This window comes from Paracidovorax valerianellae (assembly GCF_900102625.1).
GTDB classification, from domain to species: Bacteria; Pseudomonadota; Gammaproteobacteria; order Burkholderiales; family Burkholderiaceae_C; genus Paracidovorax; species Paracidovorax valerianellae.
Window position 1 is genome coordinate 1 of the sequence record NZ_FMZC01000005.1, and the last position, 14,809, is coordinate 14,809.

12 protein-coding genes and 1 pseudogene are annotated in these 14,809 nt (G+C 67.8%); 8 read left to right on the top strand and 5 right to left on the bottom strand.

All coding sequences use genetic code 11. The features are described 5' to 3' along the window. On the bottom strand, nt 1–658 hold a 658-nt coding region (locus tag BLT03_RS09950), incomplete at its 3' end, for a type VI secretion system Vgr family protein (RefSeq protein ID WP_139160366.1). A gap of 198 nt (nt 659–856) precedes the next feature. Here BLT03_RS09950 and otnI point away from each other — a divergent pair. Next, nucleotides 857–1,672: a 2-oxo-tetronate isomerase gene (gene otnI / locus BLT03_RS09955; protein WP_092743117.1), complete on the top strand. Its 816-nt coding sequence runs from the start codon at nt 857–859 to the stop codon at nt 1,670–1,672. A gap of 131 nt (nt 1,673–1,803) precedes the next feature. Beyond that, on the top strand, nt 1,804–2,574 hold the full coding sequence (locus BLT03_RS09960) for an SDR family NAD(P)-dependent oxidoreductase (RefSeq protein ID WP_092743119.1): 771 nt from the start codon (nt 1,804–1,806) through the stop codon (nt 2,572–2,574). Nucleotides 2,575–2,746: 172 nt separating this feature from the next. Here BLT03_RS09960 and BLT03_RS09965 read toward each other — a convergent pair. After that, nucleotides 2,747–3,523: pseudogene (locus tag BLT03_RS09965) on the bottom strand (sugar kinase); the annotation flags it as partial. A gap of 219 nt (nt 3,524–3,742) precedes the next feature. Here BLT03_RS09965 and BLT03_RS09970 point away from each other — a divergent pair. After that, nucleotides 3,743–5,416: a methyl-accepting chemotaxis protein gene (locus BLT03_RS09970; protein WP_092743123.1), complete on the top strand. Its 1,674-nt coding sequence runs from the start codon at nt 3,743–3,745 to the stop codon at nt 5,414–5,416. A gap of 97 nt (nt 5,417–5,513) precedes the next feature. On the opposite strand, the gene BLT03_RS09975 is transcribed toward BLT03_RS09970, so the two are convergent. After that, on the bottom strand, nt 5,514–6,269 hold the full coding sequence (locus tag BLT03_RS09975) for a response regulator (protein WP_092743125.1): 756 nt from the start codon (nt 6,267–6,269) through the stop codon (nt 5,514–5,516). Continuing rightward, nucleotides 6,256–6,849: a response regulator gene (locus tag BLT03_RS09980; protein ID WP_245711329.1), complete on the bottom strand. Its 594-nt coding sequence runs from the start codon at nt 6,847–6,849 to the stop codon at nt 6,256–6,258. Before BLT03_RS09980 ends, BLT03_RS09975 begins: the two co-directional genes overlap by 14 nt. Nucleotides 6,850–7,315: 466 nt before the next feature. Between BLT03_RS09980 and BLT03_RS09985 the strand changes: the two genes are divergently transcribed. Both BLT03_RS09985 and BLT03_RS09990 read left to right on the top strand, forming a co-directional pair. Then, nucleotides 7,316–8,110, top strand: coding sequence for an ABC transporter substrate-binding protein (locus BLT03_RS09985; RefSeq protein ID WP_092743550.1), 795 nt, complete (start codon nt 7,316–7,318; stop codon nt 8,108–8,110). 1 nt (nt 8,111) lies between these two features. Beyond that, a complete protein-coding gene (locus BLT03_RS09990; RefSeq protein WP_245711320.1) occupies nt 8,112–10,673 on the top strand; it encodes a sensor histidine kinase in 2,562 nt (853 codons plus the stop codon). Between the two features lie 40 nt (nt 10,674–10,713). On the opposite strand, the gene BLT03_RS09995 is transcribed toward BLT03_RS09990, so the two are convergent. Further along, nucleotides 10,714–11,736, bottom strand: a complete 1,023-nt coding sequence (locus BLT03_RS09995) for an isopenicillin N synthase family dioxygenase (protein ID WP_092743129.1) — start codon at nt 11,734–11,736, stop codon at nt 10,714–10,716. Between the two features lie 598 nt (nt 11,737–12,334). Between BLT03_RS09995 and BLT03_RS10000 the strand changes: the two genes are divergently transcribed. The 3 genes from BLT03_RS10000 (at nt 12,335) to BLT03_RS10010 (ending at nt 14,791) form a co-directional block, all read left to right on the top strand. Further along, a complete protein-coding gene (locus BLT03_RS10000; RefSeq protein ID WP_092743131.1) occupies nt 12,335–13,372 on the top strand; it encodes an ABC transporter substrate-binding protein in 1,038 nt (345 codons plus the stop codon). Beyond that, a complete protein-coding gene (locus BLT03_RS10005; protein WP_092743133.1) occupies nt 13,369–13,875 on the top strand; it encodes a nucleoside deaminase in 507 nt (168 codons plus the stop codon). Before BLT03_RS10000 ends, BLT03_RS10005 begins: the two co-directional genes overlap by 4 nt. Before the next feature lie 85 nt (nt 13,876–13,960). Further along, on the top strand, nt 13,961–14,791 hold the full coding sequence (locus BLT03_RS10010) for an urease accessory protein UreD (RefSeq protein WP_092743135.1): 831 nt from the start codon (nt 13,961–13,963) through the stop codon (nt 14,789–14,791). Nucleotides 14,792–14,809: the final 18 nt, after the last annotated feature.

The window sequence follows — 14,809 nt, forward strand, 5'->3', positions numbered from 1 at the left end:
CGGAGTGGATGCTCTGGTGCAGCTCCCACGCGTGAATGTTCTCTTTGTCGGCGACGGCGGCTTTCTCGGGCGGGTAGAACGGGATGACGGCGGCCCCGGGCAGCGGGCTGTGGGAGGCAACGATGTCGTCCGCCAGGGTCAGGGTGTGCTGGCCGGCGCCGTGCTGGTGGTAGTAGTAGATGCCTTCATGCTCCATGAGGCGCGAGACGAAGGCGCAGTCGGTTTCGTCGTACTGCACGCAGTAGTCCCAGCTGCGATACGCCCGGGTGAGGCGCTTTTGCAGCGGGTGGCCGTATTTGCCGAGCACCTCTTCGATGATGTCGGGCACGGTCTTGTTCTGAAAGACACGGAAGTCGCTCTTGCGCGTGGCCAGCCACAGCCACGGGTTCAGGCGCAGCCGATACGAGTAATACCGGTGGTCTTCGCCCTGCAGGCCAAAGCGCGTGACGATGCCGTCCAGGTAGCGCCGACCGCCCACTTCGGTTTCCACCACGACGCTGGCGTGTTTGCCGAGCAGCGCCTTGGGGTCGATGCTTTTGCTCTCGCTGAGCAAATCCACATCCAGCGCGAACAGCTGGCTGAGGTCTTCCCGGCCCTGTAGCCGCCGGAACTGCAGCTGCTCTCCCAACGGGGTTTGGATCGTGACTCGGCGTGTCATCGGTGGCAGACCCGAACGGGACTGGGTCGCTGTGGGTGAAGCGGCCATGATGGCCACCAAAGATGACAGTTCTTCGACAGCGCAAAACCCTCGGTCAGGCTGGGTGAATTGCCTGCGCCGCCCATCATTCGCTCATCCAGCCATCGGGGACACTCGCAACCACTCGCAAACATTGACCGCGCCAGAAAGCCAACGCCCATGCCTCGCTTTGCCGCCAACCTCTCGCTGCTCTACCAGGAGTTCGGCTTTCTCGACCGCTTCGCCGCTGCGGCGCGCGACGGGTTCCGGGCGGTCGAGTTTCTCTTTCCGTACGCCCATGCGCCCGCCGAACTGTCTGCGCGCCTGAATGCCCAGGGCCTGGAGACAGTGCTGTTCAACGCCCCGCCCGGTGACTGGGGCGCCGGCGAGCGCGGCACGGCGTGCCTGCCGGGGCGCGAAGCGGAGTTCCGCGCGGGCATCGTGCAGGCGATCGGCTATGCGCAGGCGCTGCAGACGCCGCGCATCCACGTGATGGCGGGGCTGGCACCCGCAGGCCACACCCGCGAAGCGCTGCGCACGACCTACATCGCCAACCTGCGGGCCGCGGCCGATCTGGCTGCACCGCACGGCCTGCAGGTGTTGATCGAGCCCATCAACGGACGGGACATGCCCGGCTACTTTTTGAACCGGCAGGACGAAGCCCATGCGCTGGTGGCCGCGATCGGTGCGCCGAACGTGCAGGTGCAGATGGACCTGTACCACTGCCAGATCGTCGAAGGCGACCTGGCCACGAAGATCCGCCATTACGTGCCCACCGGCCGGGTGGGCCACATTCAGATCGCCGGCGTGCCCGAGCGGCACGAGCCGGATGTCGGCGAAGTGAACTACCCCTACCTGTTCCAGTTGCTGGACGAGCTGGGCTATGCCGGCTGGATCGGCTGCGAATACCGCCCCGCGCGCGGCGCGGTGGCGGGCGGCACCAGCGACGGGCTCGGCTGGCTGCGAGCGCTTTTGCCCAGTGCCGGCGGGGGCTGAACCTTCACAGGCGCCGCCGGGCGGCATTGCGCCATTGGCTGACACGGTGGGCGGGCCAACGGGGATGAAATGGCACGTGGCCCGGCGATCCGCCGGCCTGCCTTTTCTCACTCAACCGACCTGCCCTGCCCATGCCACGCCTTTCCCAGAAAACCGCCCTCGTCACCGGCAGCACCCAAGGCATCGGCGCCGCCATCGCGCTGCGCTTTGCCCAGGAGGGCGCCGACGTCGCACTCAATGGCCGCAAGCCCGATGGCGCCCCGCGCGAGCTCATCGCGCAGATCGAAGCGCTGGGCCGGCGCGCGGTGTATGTGCCGGCCGACATCGGCATCGCCAGCGCCGCGGCCGAACTGGTCGAGCGCTCGGTCGAGGCGCTCGGCGGCCTCGACATCCTGGTCAATAACGCGGGCGTGGAGCGCCACGCCGATTTCTGGGACGTGACCGAAGAGGACTACGACCTGGTCATGGACACGAACGTGAAGGGCCTGTTCTTCGCCACGCAGGCCTTCGTGCTGCACCGCCGCGCGCTGCAGCGCGGTGGCGCCGTGGTGAACATCAGCTCGGTGCACGAAGAGATCGCCTTCCCGCATTTCGCCTCGTACTGCGCCAGCAAGGGCGCGCTGCGCATGCTGGCACGCAACCTGGCAAGCGAACTGGCGCCGCTGTCGATCCGCATCAACAACGTGGCGCCCGGCGCCATCGCCACGCCCATCAACGAAAAGCTGCTGAACGACCCGGCCAAGCTCAAGGCCCTGCAGGCGCAGATCCCCATGGGCCGGCTCGGCACGCCGGAAGACGTGGCAGGGCTGGTGGCGTTTCTCGCCAGCGAAGACGCGGGCTACATCACGGGCGGCACCCACTCAGTGGACGGCGGGCTGACCTACCACTACACCGAGCAGTGAGCCGGAACGGCTGATGGGCAAGGGCTGAGGTGAAAGACGCCTCAGCCGCCGTGCGGCCGACGAGGGGTGGAGCCCGGCAGGCCCGCTAGCAGGCTATGCATCAAAAAGGCCTCCAGCGCAATAACCACTAGGGTGTATAGCTATACTTTTTATAGCAATCACCCTGAACCCTTCAGACGCCTTCGCCCAGCTCCTGCCGCGTCGGCAGCCCGTCCGAGTCGCCGGGAAACTGCACCACCCGCGCGCCGATGGCATTGCCGCGCGCGGCGGCGCGGGCGAGGTCCTGGCCCTCCAGCAGGCCGCTGATCACGCCCACTGCGAAGCCGTCGCCAGCGCCCACCGTGTCCACCACGCGCGCCACCGGCTGGCCGGGGACGGTGCCTCGCGCCCCGCCCTGCTGGGCATGGAACGCGCCTTCGGGCCCGAGCTTCACGACCACCTGCCGCGCGCCCTGCGCGAGGTAGAAGTCGGCCACGCCTTCGGCGGTGTCGCGCCCGGTGAGCAGGCGGCCTTCGCCCAGGCCCGGCAGCACGGTGTCGCACAGCGCTGCCAGGGCGTTGATGCACTCGGCCATGGCTTCGGGCGACGGCCACAGGCGGGGCCGCAGGTTGGGGTCGAACGAGATGGTGGCGCCCGCCGCACGGGCCTGCCGCGCGAGGTGAAAGGCCAGCTCCCGCGTGCTGGCCGACAGCGCGGGCGTGATGCCGGTCAGGTGCAGGTGGCGCGCCGGAAAGGCGCCCGCGGGTGCATCGGCCACGCCGAGGTGGCTGGCGGCCGACCCTTTGCGGAAGTATTCGATCTGCGGATCGCTGCCGTCTTCGGCGCGCGTCTTGAGCATGAAGCCCGTGGGGTGCACCGCGTCGGTGGCGACATGGGCGCGGTCGCCCGGGCTCCGAGCGCTGAGGGCGGTCTCGGCGCCCATCCTTCTTCTTCTGCCTTTTCTCTGTCCGCTTCACACCGCGTGGAGGGCACTGCCCCGCCTGCCACATCCGCTGTGCCAGGGCAGCGAAGGCCAAGCCGTCCTGGGCCGACGTGGCCATTTTTCCACTTTTGGTGTTGACGGCGTCCTTACTGCGGAAACGTTTGCACACGTTTGACTTAGAAATGCCATAATCAGTAAAAATGATATTTATGATATTTTCAGTTCCTTGTTGAAGAGAAACCGTCCATGAAACACCTCAAGATCTCCACCCGATTGATCATCGGATTCGGGCTGCTCGCCACCCTCGGCGTCGCCATCGCACTGCTCGCAGCGCTCCGCATGCAGGGCCTGGCCCAGGATCTGGCGGAGGTGTCGGCCAACCGCATGGTCAAGGTCGCGCAGTTCACCGAGGTCAAGGACAACCTGAACAACGGCGCGCGCGCGGTGCGCAACATCATCATTTCCACCGACCCGGCCTTGCGCCAGGGCGAGAAGAAGAAGGTCATCGACGCGCGCACGGCCAATGCCGCACTGCTCCAGAAATTGGATGGGGCGCTGGCCCTGCCCGCGACCCGTGAGCAGTTGCGCATCATCAATACCAACCGCGATCCTTACAACCAGACGGTCGACCGGGCCATTGCCCTGGCGGAAGCGGGCGACAGCGCCGCGGCGGGAGCGCTGCTGATCAAGGAATTGCGCACCCTGCAAAACAACCTGTTCAGCGCCGTGGATGCGTCCCGCGAAATCCAGCAGGGCTTGGCCACCCAGGTCGCCAAGGAGGCGCTGGCCCACGCCAACAACATGGCGGTGGTGCTGGGCGTGGCCGCAGCGCTGATGCTGGTCGTCAGCGTGCTGGTCGGCTGGCTCATCGTTCGCGATCTTTCTCGCTCGCTGGGCGCCGAACCTGCGGCCCTGGCAGAGGCCGCCAACAACGTGGCGGCCGGCGACCTGAGTGCGGCGCTGGCAGTACGCAGCGGCGATACGGAAAGCGTGATGGCCGCCATGGCACGCATGCAGGCAGCGCTGACCTCGGTGGTCGCCACCGTGCGCCATGGCTCCGACGGCGTGGCCACGGCCAGCGCCGAGATCGCCCAGGGCAACAGCGACCTGTCGGCCCGCACCGAGCAGCAGGCCAGCGCACTGGAAGAAACCGCGGCCTCGATGGAGGAGCTGTCCAGCACCGTGAAACAGAACGCGGACAACGCCCGCCAGGCCAACCAGTTGGCCGTGAGCGCTTCGGCCGTCGCCGTGCAGGGCGGGCAGGTCGTGAACGACGTCGTGGGCACCATGAAGGTCATCGACGACAGCTCCAAGCGCATCGCCGACATCATCGGCGTGATCGATGGCATCGCCTTCCAGACCAACATCCTGGCGCTCAACGCCGCGGTGGAAGCGGCGCGGGCCGGTGAGCAGGGCCGGGGCTTTGCGGTCGTGGCCAGCGAAGTGCGCAGCCTGGCGCAGCGCAGCGCGGCCGCCGCGAAAGAGATCAAGGCACTGATCGACAGCAGCGTGGCCCAGGTCGGCGAAGGCACGGCGCTGGTGGCGAAGGCCGGCAGCACCATGACGGAAGTGGTCACGGCCATCCGCCGCGTCACGGACATCATCGGAGAGGTGAGCGCCGCCAGCACCGAGCAGAGCCAGGGCGTGGCTCAGGTGGGCGAGGCGATCACGCAGATGGACCAGGTCACCCAGCAGAACGCGGCCCTGGTGGAAGAAAGCGCTGCCGCCGCCAGCAGCCTGAGCACGCAGGCCCAGCAACTGCTGCAGGCCGTGGCGATCTTCAAGCTCGGCGCGCAGTCGGAGGCCGGCAGTGGTGCGGTTGCCAAGGCAGGCAGGAAGACCAGCGGTGGAGCGCTCGGCGCTTCGGCCTATGCCAGCGCCGGAGCCGCTCCCCGGCTGGGCGCCGCCCTCGCCCGCTGATCCAAGGCACCGCTTGGGCGCGTGGACGCCAAGCGGTGTTTTCATCAGGGTGCACGGATTGCGCCCGTGGGCAGCGGGTTCTGCTCCTGGTTCCCAGCTACCGGGATGCCAGGTGTTCTCTCAAAGCCTTCCAGCCGGCGATGGCCGCCGAGCCGTCTTCGGCCAGGGCGGCCTCTTCCATAACGCCCGCCAAGCGGCTGCCTTCGCTGCGTCCCAGGGTGAGCAGCACGGTGCGGAGGTTGTGGCCCAGCCGGCGCAACGCGGCCAGGTCCGATGCTCCCACCGCCCGGTCGCCCTCGTCGCAGTCCTTGGCGAACTGCACCACGCAGCGGTCGCGGTAGGTATCGAACAGGGGCCGGTTGTTGGCGAAGTGCTTGGCGAGCGCCTGGCCTTCATGGTCGGCCAGGCCTTCGGCCACTCCCCGCATCGCGCTGGCTTCAAGCACAGCCGGCGCTGCGGCTTCGGCAGGTCTCAACAGTTCCAGCGCATCCCGCACGCAGCCTTGCAAGTCACCGACCGAAGCGGGCTTGGCCAGCGTGCGCCAGATGTTCATCGACGCCAGTTGTGCGCGCACCGCCGTGTTCAGCCCCGCGCTGAAGACCACGACCTTGGCGCCTGCGGCCAGTGCCGGGTCGGCCGCCATGCGCTGGATGAGCCCCATGCCGGACTCGCCCGGCATCATGAGGTCGGTGATGATGAGCTGCGCACGTTGCTGCGCCAGAAATTCCAGGGCCTCTTCCACGCTGGCGCACACGTGGAGCGACACCGGCAGTCCGTCGAGCACCATGCCGACGAAACGGGATACGGATGCGTCGTCCTCCACCAGGAGGACGATCGGATCAGGCGTTGGCATGCCGCAGCTTTTCCAGGCAGGCCTGCAACGCTCCGGGCAGTTCGGCCACCAGTTGGGGTTTGTGGATGACGGCCACGCCCTTGAGCGCGAAGGCATAGGGCGCGCGCTGCGTCTCGTCCAGCGAGGTCACCACGATGAGTTCGCTGCGCGCGAACTGGGAGTGCGAGCGCAGCGTGGTGATCAGGGTGGCCCCGTCCAGGCCAGGCAGCAGGATGTCGACGATCAATATGTCGGGCTGCAACTGCCCATAGAGCGCCAGCCCGGCAATGCCATCGTCGGCCACCTGCAGTCCCACGTCGGGAAACTGCTGCTGCACGATGAGCTGGATCAGGTTCTGGAAATGGGTCGAGTCCTCGATGAGCAGCAGCAACGGCTTTTTGGGGCCGGCGGGCGCTGCGGCATCGCGCCGGCTGCCGTACGCGCCGCCGTTGGCCGGCTCAGCGGGCCTGGCCTTGTTGCCTTGCATCCATTGCTGCACGGACGTGCGGGAAATGCGACGGTGCCCCCCGGGCGTTTTCCACGCTTGCAATTCCCCACGGTCGACCATGAGTTGAACGGATCGGACGGCCATGCCGAGCATCTTTGCCACTTCGAGGGTGGTGCAGTGATCGTTTGCGTCAGAAATCTCAGGAGCAGATATCGCCATGGGTGAATTGTGCTCCTGTTGGTACAGACGCACGAAAATTAAAGATGATAAAAATGATTTTTCTGATTAAAATCAAAATGCAACGCGATTCTATATTTTTATCATTTCGCAAACCGAGCCATGCAGCCTTATTTTCACCACCCCCACTCCAGCGGCCGCCAACGGCACGGCATGGCGGGAGTGCGCCGTGGGGCTGCGCCCAGCCCGGAGGCACTGAATCCATATGCCTCGTGCCCCCGTAATGGCAGGGACCCTGCGGCGGGAGGCCGCCTCTATGATGCGCTGACCCTGATGGTTGCCCTTCGCGTGCGCTACGGTTTACCGATAGCGCATCGGGCATTGGCACTGAGGGCCTGCCTCTCTCTCCACCGCAGGGCCCTGCCCTGAAGAAATGGATGGCATGAAGCGGATTTTCCTTTCATTGGCGATGCTTGCAGGAGCGGCCCTTCACGCCTTGCCTGCGGTGCACGCAGGCTCGGTGTCGGAGCGGGTGCGTTCCACGGGTGTCGTGCGCGCCTGCATCTGGCCCGAGTACTACGGCGTGACCTACCGCCACCCCCGCACCCGCGAGCTCAAGGGCATCGACATCGACCTGTCGGGCGAGCTGGCCAAAGACCTGGGCGCACGCATCGAATATGTCGACTCCTCTTTCACGGCGGTGGTGGACGACCTGAACAGCCATCGCTGCGACGTCGCCATGTTCGCCATCGCCGTGCTGCCGCAGCGCCTGAATTCGTTGAGCTTCACCCAGCCCTACCTGCACAGCGACGTGTATGCGATCACCACCAAGAACAACGCCGTGGTGGGGCAATGGTCCGACATCGACCGTCCGGGCGTGCGGGTAGCCGTGCTGCGCGGAACGTCCCTGGAGTCTTTCATGGCCGCCCACCTGCAGCACGCCACGGTGGTGCCGACCAGCCCGCCCACCTCGCGCGAGCAGGAGTTGATGTCCGGCCGTGTGGACGCGTTCATGACGAACTACTTCTACAGCCGCCGCCTGCTGGACAACGACGACTGGGCCCGGCTGATCGCGCCGGCCCGTCCCGTGCAGATGCTTTCCTATGCCTATGCCGTGCGCCCCGGGGACACCGGCTGGCTGGCGCAGATGAATGACTTCGTGGCCCGCATCAAGCGCGACGGCCGACTCAAGGCGGCCGCGCAGAAGAACGGCCTGGAACAGGTCATCGAGCCCTGATATGGCCCGCCGCATCCCCACCCCTCACCTTTCCGCCGTGGAACGCCGCCCGCGCTTTCGCGGACTGCCGGCCAGCGGCATCGTTCTCGTGGCCGGGTTGGCCGCTGCGCTGCTCGCCGCGGTGGCCGTGGCCTTGCTGGCCATGAACGACATGCGCACGACCATGGCCGCCAGCCAGGCGCAGGCCCAGTTGCTCGCCCGAATCATCGAAAGCCAGGCCGCCCGCACCATCGAAGCCGGCGACATGGCCCTGGGCATGCTGGCGCATTCGCCCGCCATGACCGAAGCCCGCCCCGACCGGGAGGCGATGGAATCCGCGATGCGTCAGGTGCTGGTGGGGCTGTCCTTCATGCGCGGCGTGGCAGCGGTGGACACCAAAGGCCTGGTGATCGCCAGCACCGTGAGCGGCGAGGCGGGTACCTACATCGACGTCTCGAAACTGGGCCCCTGGACCGAAGAGGAGCATGAGCGGATCGGCCCTCTGATACAGGGCCGCGGCCTGGGCAGCCTGCGGCGCACGACCGCTCCCGACACCTCGCCGCCCGGCATTTCGTTCATTCCGCTGCTGCGTGGTTTCCGCACCGACGGCGGCAAGGACCTGATGATCGTGGGGCTGATGAATCCCGGTGCGCTGTCGAACTTCCAGTACCTCACGCTGGAGTCGCTCAGCTACGACGCGGTGATCGCCAGCGACGACGGACAGGTGCTGGCGACTTCCGCCCCCACCGCGGCGCTGGTGGGCCAGCGCATCGACGGACTACCCATCTTTCATAGCTACCTGCCCCAGCGCGACATCGCCAGCTACGTGGGCCAGGGCGTGCTGGGCAGCGACCGCATCCTGGCTTTCCGTGCCTCTCGCGACAAGCCGCTGGTGGCCATCGTCGAGGAGCCCCTCGCCATGGCGCAGAGCCGATGGCTGCAGGGCGCAAAGAGCTTCCTGGGCATCGGCCTGGCCGCCGTGCTGCTGGCGCTGGGGCTGACGGCCACCGCCTGGCGCGGCCTGCGCTCGCGGGAGGCAGCGCAGCGCTCCATGAACCTGGCGCAGCGAAAGATCGCACAGAGCCAGCACGACCTGGCGGTGCTGATCAGCAGCGTGCAGGAGCTGATCTTCCGCACCGATGCGCAGGGCGTCATCACCTATGCCAACGCGCGGTGGGACACCCTGAGCGGTCGCAGCCCATCGCATGCCGTCGGGCAGAAACTGCAAGACATCGTCGATTCGGTGAGCCGCAGCGATGTCACGGCGATGCTGGACACCGCCTCCACCGCGCAGGCACGCACCTGCCAGGCGCTGATCCGCACCGCCGAAGGCCGCCACCTGCTGTTCGAGCTGGCGGTGGTGCCACTCATCAGCGAAGGGCGCATCGCCGGTTTCGCGGGCAGCGCGGTGGACGTGACCGAGCGCTGGCAGGCACAGCTGAAACTCCACGCGCAGCTGGCTTTCCAGAACCTGCTGCTCGATACGAACCCGCTGCCCATGTCGCTCACCGACACGAACCAGTGCCTGGTGCTGGTGAACCGTGCCTGGGAGGAATACAAGGGCCAGCCCCGCGCGCAGGTGATCGGCGAAAAGCTGCATGCCTTCTTGCCGCACGAAGAGGCCACGGTGCTGGAAGAAGCCAACCGCCAACTGCTGGCGCGAGGCGGCCAGGTGACGCTGGAAACCCGGCTGCTGCACGGCGACGGCTCGCGCCGCGACGCGCGCATCTTCAAGGCCGCGGTGACCGACGAAGCGGGCCAGGCCACCGGCGTGCTCAGCATCCTGATGGACGTGACCGACTTCCGCATGGCCGAGCGCGCCATCCAGGAAGCGCGGGACGCGGCGGAGGAAGCGTCGCGCACCAAGTCGGAGTTCGTGGCCAACATGAGCCATGAGCTGCGCACGCCGCTGCAGTCGATCATCGGCTTCGCCGAACTGGGCACCCTGGGCTCGCCGCGCAGCCCCACCGATCCTCGGCTGGCGGCGATGTTCGGCGACATCCACTCTGCCGGGCAGCGCATGCTCACCCTGGTGAACGATCTGCTGGACGTGGCCAAGATCGAGAGCACGGTGGGCACGTTCCATCTGGAACGCATCGACCTGCGCGGGCTGATCCGCTCGGTGGCGCGGGAGTTCGAGCCCTTGCTCGCACGGCACCGGTTGCACCTGCAGCTGGACCTGCCGGACCTGCCGCTGGTCGCCAAGGCCGACCCTCTGCGGTTTCAGCAAGTGGTGCGCAACGTGCTGGCAAACGCGGTGAAGTTTTCACCCGGCGGATCGACCATCGAACTGCGCGGCTTTCTCGATGGCCTGACGCAGATCCACATCGAGGTCGAAGACCAGGGGCCCGGCATTCCTGATGAAGAGCTGGAGCGCATCTTCGAGGCCTTCGTGCAGTCGAGCAAAACGCGCGACGGCTCCGGCGGCACCGGCCTGGGCTTGGCCATCTGCCGCAAGATCGTCGAGACCTTCGGCGGCCGCATCCATGCGCGCAACGCGGCCCAGGGCAGCGTCTTTCACATCGTGCTGCCGGCCCGCGGCTTCTCCGAAACCATGCCGGCGCCACTGGCGGCGCTGGCCTAGCCGGCGCGCCGCAGGGCAGTCCGGCCCGCCCCGGCCCCGCTCAATACTTGGCGAAATTCGCCGTGATGCGCTGGCGCAGGTATTCGCCGGCCTGAATGGCGGGGTATTTGCGGCCCGGGCCTTCGACCGCTGCGTCCTCGTTCGCCTGGCAGAAGAACGCCAGGCTGTAGCGCGCGCCCTGGTATTCGTGCGGCAGCGGATTGCGCACGCGGTGGAAGTTGCTGGGCAACTGGTCGTCGCTCCAGCGGGTCAGCATGTCGCCGATGTTGCAGGTGATGACGCCTTCGGCCGGCTCCACGCTGGTCCACTGGCGGCTTTCCATCTCCTTGCCGGGCAGCACCTGCAGGCCACCCTGCCCGGGGCGCTGAAACAGCAGCGTGAGGCAGTCGAAATCGGTGTGCGCGCCCGCGCGCCACAGGCCCAGTTCGTCCTTGAGCGCCGGGTCCACCGCGAAATAGTGCAGCATGCGCAGCGTGCTCTGGTAGGCCGCGCTGGACGGGTCGTGCGCCTGCGTGAAGAAGTCCTGCGCAAAACCCAGCTTGTGCGCAAAGCACGACAGCAGTTGCATGCCCACGTGCCAGCACTGCGACTCGAATCGCAGCGTCGCTTCCTGAAAGCCCGGCAGTTCGGCCTCGGTCGGCCACAGGCCGGCCATGCGCGGCCGCGTGACTTGATACGACTCCTTCTGGTCAGGCGTGCGGGTGGACGGCCGCACCTGCGCCTTGTGCTCCCAGCCCGCATTGCGCGCCAACGGCCACTGCGCCTTGGTCTCGCGGGGCAGGTCGAAAAACGCTTCGGCACGCGCGAAGGCGCTGCGGATGTCTTCCACCGGAATGCCGTGGCCTGTCACCTGGAAGAAGCCGATCTCCACCGAGGCGCTCCACAGCTGCTCGGCAATCTCTTCCTTGCGGTGTTCGAAATCCGTCAGGTCGATGCGGCGGATTTCGCGCGTGCTGGTTTCAGCGCCCAGGCCGCCCATGCGGGCTTCCTTTTCCAGTTCGGCGCGGACATCGGCCGTGGTGGCGTGGCTGGCGGTGGTGGGATGGTCGGTCGTGCTCTGCATGGCTTCCTCGTCGTGGATACAAGGCCCATGGCGGTGCGGATGAAGGCAGGCATGCACTGCGCCACGGGGCTCTTGAAGGGACAAAGGCAGCGCCCGGCAGCGCACGCCGGCCGGCAAGGCCACGTGCGCCGGCGACCGCCACCGGCTTCAAGAGCAATGACCCGCCGACGGGACTGCGCGGGGCAGGCCATCGGGCTGAACGCTTCTACTCTTGCCGGCACCGTAAGCAAATGGCACGCCAGGGCGGCGCTCCGTGTGGCATTGCCTGGTCCCCTCGCTGGGCGTCGGCGCTTCGGTGGCCGGCCTGTGCCCGCCTCCCCGCAACGGGGATCGCGGTGCACCAGGAACGCGACCTTTCGCTGGCGATGCACCGCCATGCAGCGGTGGGCGCATTGCCACAGCGCCGTCCCTTGGCACGCCGCCCACGCTGCCCTGTAGCCGATCGCGGGCATGCTTCCTGCAACGCTCACCGCGAGTAGAAGCGTTCAGCCCGGCCTGTCCCACGACGGCGCCGGTGCCCGGAAATTGCTCAGTTCGCACCGATGCACGGCGCCGATGTGCCGTGGCCGGTTGTCCGTACCGAACCTGGAGCCCCGCCATGCAACGCCGCCGCTTTCTCTCCACTTCCGCCGCCTCCGCCCTTGCCGCTACGCTGGGCTCCTCCCTCGCAGCCCCCGCCGTGCACGCGCAGGGCAAGCTCACACCGCTCAAGTTCACGCTCGACTTCCGCGTGACCAGCCAGACGGGGCCGTTCTTCCTGGCCGAGTCCAAGGGCTACTACAAGGAAGAGGGACTGGACGTGACCATCGACGTCGGCTCCGGCTCGGTGGCATCGATCACGCGGGTGGCCAGCGGCGCCTACGACCTGGGGCTGGGCGACATCAGCGCGCTCGCCGAATTCCATGCGCAGAACGCCGATGCGCCCGTACAGGCCATCTACCAGTACTACAACCGCGCGCCCTTCGTCATCATCGGCCGCAAGGACCGCGGCGTGACGGCCGATTTCCAGTCGCTCAAAGGCAAGCGGGTGGCCGCGGCCGCCGTGGAGTCCACCCGCCGCAGCTGGCCCATGGTGGCGCGGCAGCTGAACACCAGCCCCGAGCTGTTCCAGTGGGTCACCACCGACTTCAGCGCGCGCGACAACGTGATGGTGCGCGGCGACGTGGACGCGGCCACCTACTTCCACGATTCGGCCGTGTCGCTGTTCGCGCGCATGCCCCCGCAGGACCTGGCCGTGCTCGAATACGGCAAGACCGGGTTGAACCTGTACGGCAACGCCATCCTCGCCGGGCGGCTGCTTCAGGAGCGGCCCGATGCGGCGCGGGCCTTCCTGCGCGCCACCCACCGCGCCCTGCGCGAAACGCTGGCCAGCCCCGATGCCGCGATGGCCGCCATCAAGGCGCGCGAACCCATCCTGAACATGGACATGGAACGCGCCCGCTGGGCCATCACGCGGCAGTACATCGCCACCGCCGAGACGCAGGCGATCGGCCTGGGCGGCGTGCAGCCCGACGTGCTGGCGCGGCAGATCGACGAGATCGCCACCACCTTCAACCTGGCGCGCAAGCCGGCGGCGGAGCGCGTGTTCAATCCGGCGTTCCTGCCTGCGGCCGCCGACCGCAAGGTGGCGGCATGAGCGCCCCGCTGCCCGAAGAGGTGCCGCTCGGCGAACGCGATGGCCTGTATTTGCGCCGTGCCATCGCCCTGGCCGATCAGGCCCGTGCGCGCGGCAACCGCCCGTTCGGCGCCGTCATCGTCGGGGCGGACGACCGCATCCTGGCCGAGGCCTGGAACAGCAACGGCGAAACGGGCGACTGCACGGCCCATGCCGAGACCTCGGCCGTGCGCCTGGCCAGCCCGAAGCACCCGCGCGAGGCGTTCGCGCAGGCCACGCTGTATTCCTCCGGCGAGCCCTGCGTCATGTGCGCGGGCGCGATCTTCTGGGCCAACATCGGCCGCGTGGTGTACGGCATCGATGCCGTGCGGCTGCGCGCGTTCCGTGGCGAGCGGCTGGACCAGCGCGACGCCGAGCTGTCGTGCCGCGACGTGTTCGCCGCCTCGGCCCACCCCATCGAATGCATCGGCCCGGCGCTGATCGAAGCGTCTTCGGCCTCCCACCAGGGGGCGTGGAAAGCCTGAGGCGTGCCGCGGGCAGCTCAATGCCAAATCGGCCTCCTGCCGGCGTATATCATGCGGTAATAGCTCACTATTTGATAGCAAACGCATGACCTGGCACGCCCAACTGCAACTGGACTACCGCCGCGAGGCCGATCGCACGGTGGCACGCTTCGAGCACGACGGGCCGCTGCGCATCCTGCAAAGCCTGTACCCCGAAGGCGATGCGGTATGCCACAACGTGCTGGTGCATCCGCCTGGCGGGCTGGTCGGCGGCGACACGCTGGACATCCGCACCACGGTCGCGGCCGGCGCGCACGGCCTCGTGACCACCCCTGGAGCCACCCGCTTTTATCGCTCCACCGGCGCCCCCGCGCTGCAGCGCACGCACGCGGTGCTGGCGCCCGGTGCGCGGCTCGAATGGTTGCCCCTCGAAGCCCTTTGCTACAACGCCTGCCAGGCCGAGAACCGGCTCACGCTGGAGGTGGCCCCAGGCGCCGAATGCCTGGGCTGGGACGTCACCGCGCTGGGCCTGCCGCACGCCGGCCAGCCCTTCGAAACCGGCTGCTTCACGCAGCACATCGAAGTGCCGGGCGTGTGGCTGGAGCGCGGCCGCATCGATGCGGCCGACAAGCTGCTGCTCGACGGCAGGTTGGGTTTGGCCGGGCACCGATGCATGGCGTCGATCTTTTTCATCGCAGGCGAGGCCCTGGCCCGCGACCGGCGCGAAGGCGCGCTGGACGTGGCGCGCTCCGCCATCGACGCGCACCCGCTGGCAGCGACTGCCGGCGCCACCAGCCCGCACCCGAACGTGGTCGTCGTGCGCGTGCTGGCGCCGGTGGTGGAGCCTGCCATGGCCCTGCTGCAGACCGTGTGGGCCGCCTGGCGCGCGCACTGCTGGCAAATGCCGGCGCAACGGCCGCGCACCTGGTCGGTGTAGCCGCGCGGCTGCAAACTA

Bases quoted from the DNA above. Each gene is read 5' to 3' on its own strand.
- otnI (WP_092743117.1), top strand. From the start codon at position 857: ATGCCTCGCTTTGCCGCCAACCTCTCGCTGCTCTACCAGGAGTTCGGC.
- BLT03_RS09960 (WP_092743119.1), top strand. From the start codon at position 1,804: ATGCCACGCCTTTCCCAGAAAACCGCCCTCGTCACCGGCAGCACCCAA.
- BLT03_RS09970 (WP_092743123.1), top strand. From the start codon at position 3,743: ATGAAACACCTCAAGATCTCCACCCGATTGATCATCGGATTCGGGCTG.
- BLT03_RS09975 (WP_092743125.1), bottom strand. From the start codon at position 6,269: ATGCCAACGCCTGATCCGATCGTCCTCCTGGTGGAGGACGACGCATCC.
- BLT03_RS09980 (WP_245711329.1), bottom strand. From the start codon at position 6,849: ATGCTCGGCATGGCCGTCCGATCCGTTCAACTCATGGTCGACCGTGGG.
- BLT03_RS09985 (WP_092743550.1), top strand. From the start codon at position 7,316: ATGAAGCGGATTTTCCTTTCATTGGCGATGCTTGCAGGAGCGGCCCTT.
- BLT03_RS09990 (WP_245711320.1), top strand. From the start codon at position 8,112: ATGGCCCGCCGCATCCCCACCCCTCACCTTTCCGCCGTGGAACGCCGC.
- BLT03_RS09995 (WP_092743129.1), bottom strand. From the start codon at position 11,736: ATGCAGAGCACGACCGACCATCCCACCACCGCCAGCCACGCCACCACG.
- BLT03_RS10000 (WP_092743131.1), top strand. From the start codon at position 12,335: ATGCAACGCCGCCGCTTTCTCTCCACTTCCGCCGCCTCCGCCCTTGCC.
- BLT03_RS10005 (WP_092743133.1), top strand. From the start codon at position 13,369: ATGAGCGCCCCGCTGCCCGAAGAGGTGCCGCTCGGCGAACGCGATGGC.
- BLT03_RS10010 (WP_092743135.1), top strand. From the start codon at position 13,961: ATGACCTGGCACGCCCAACTGCAACTGGACTACCGCCGCGAGGCCGAT.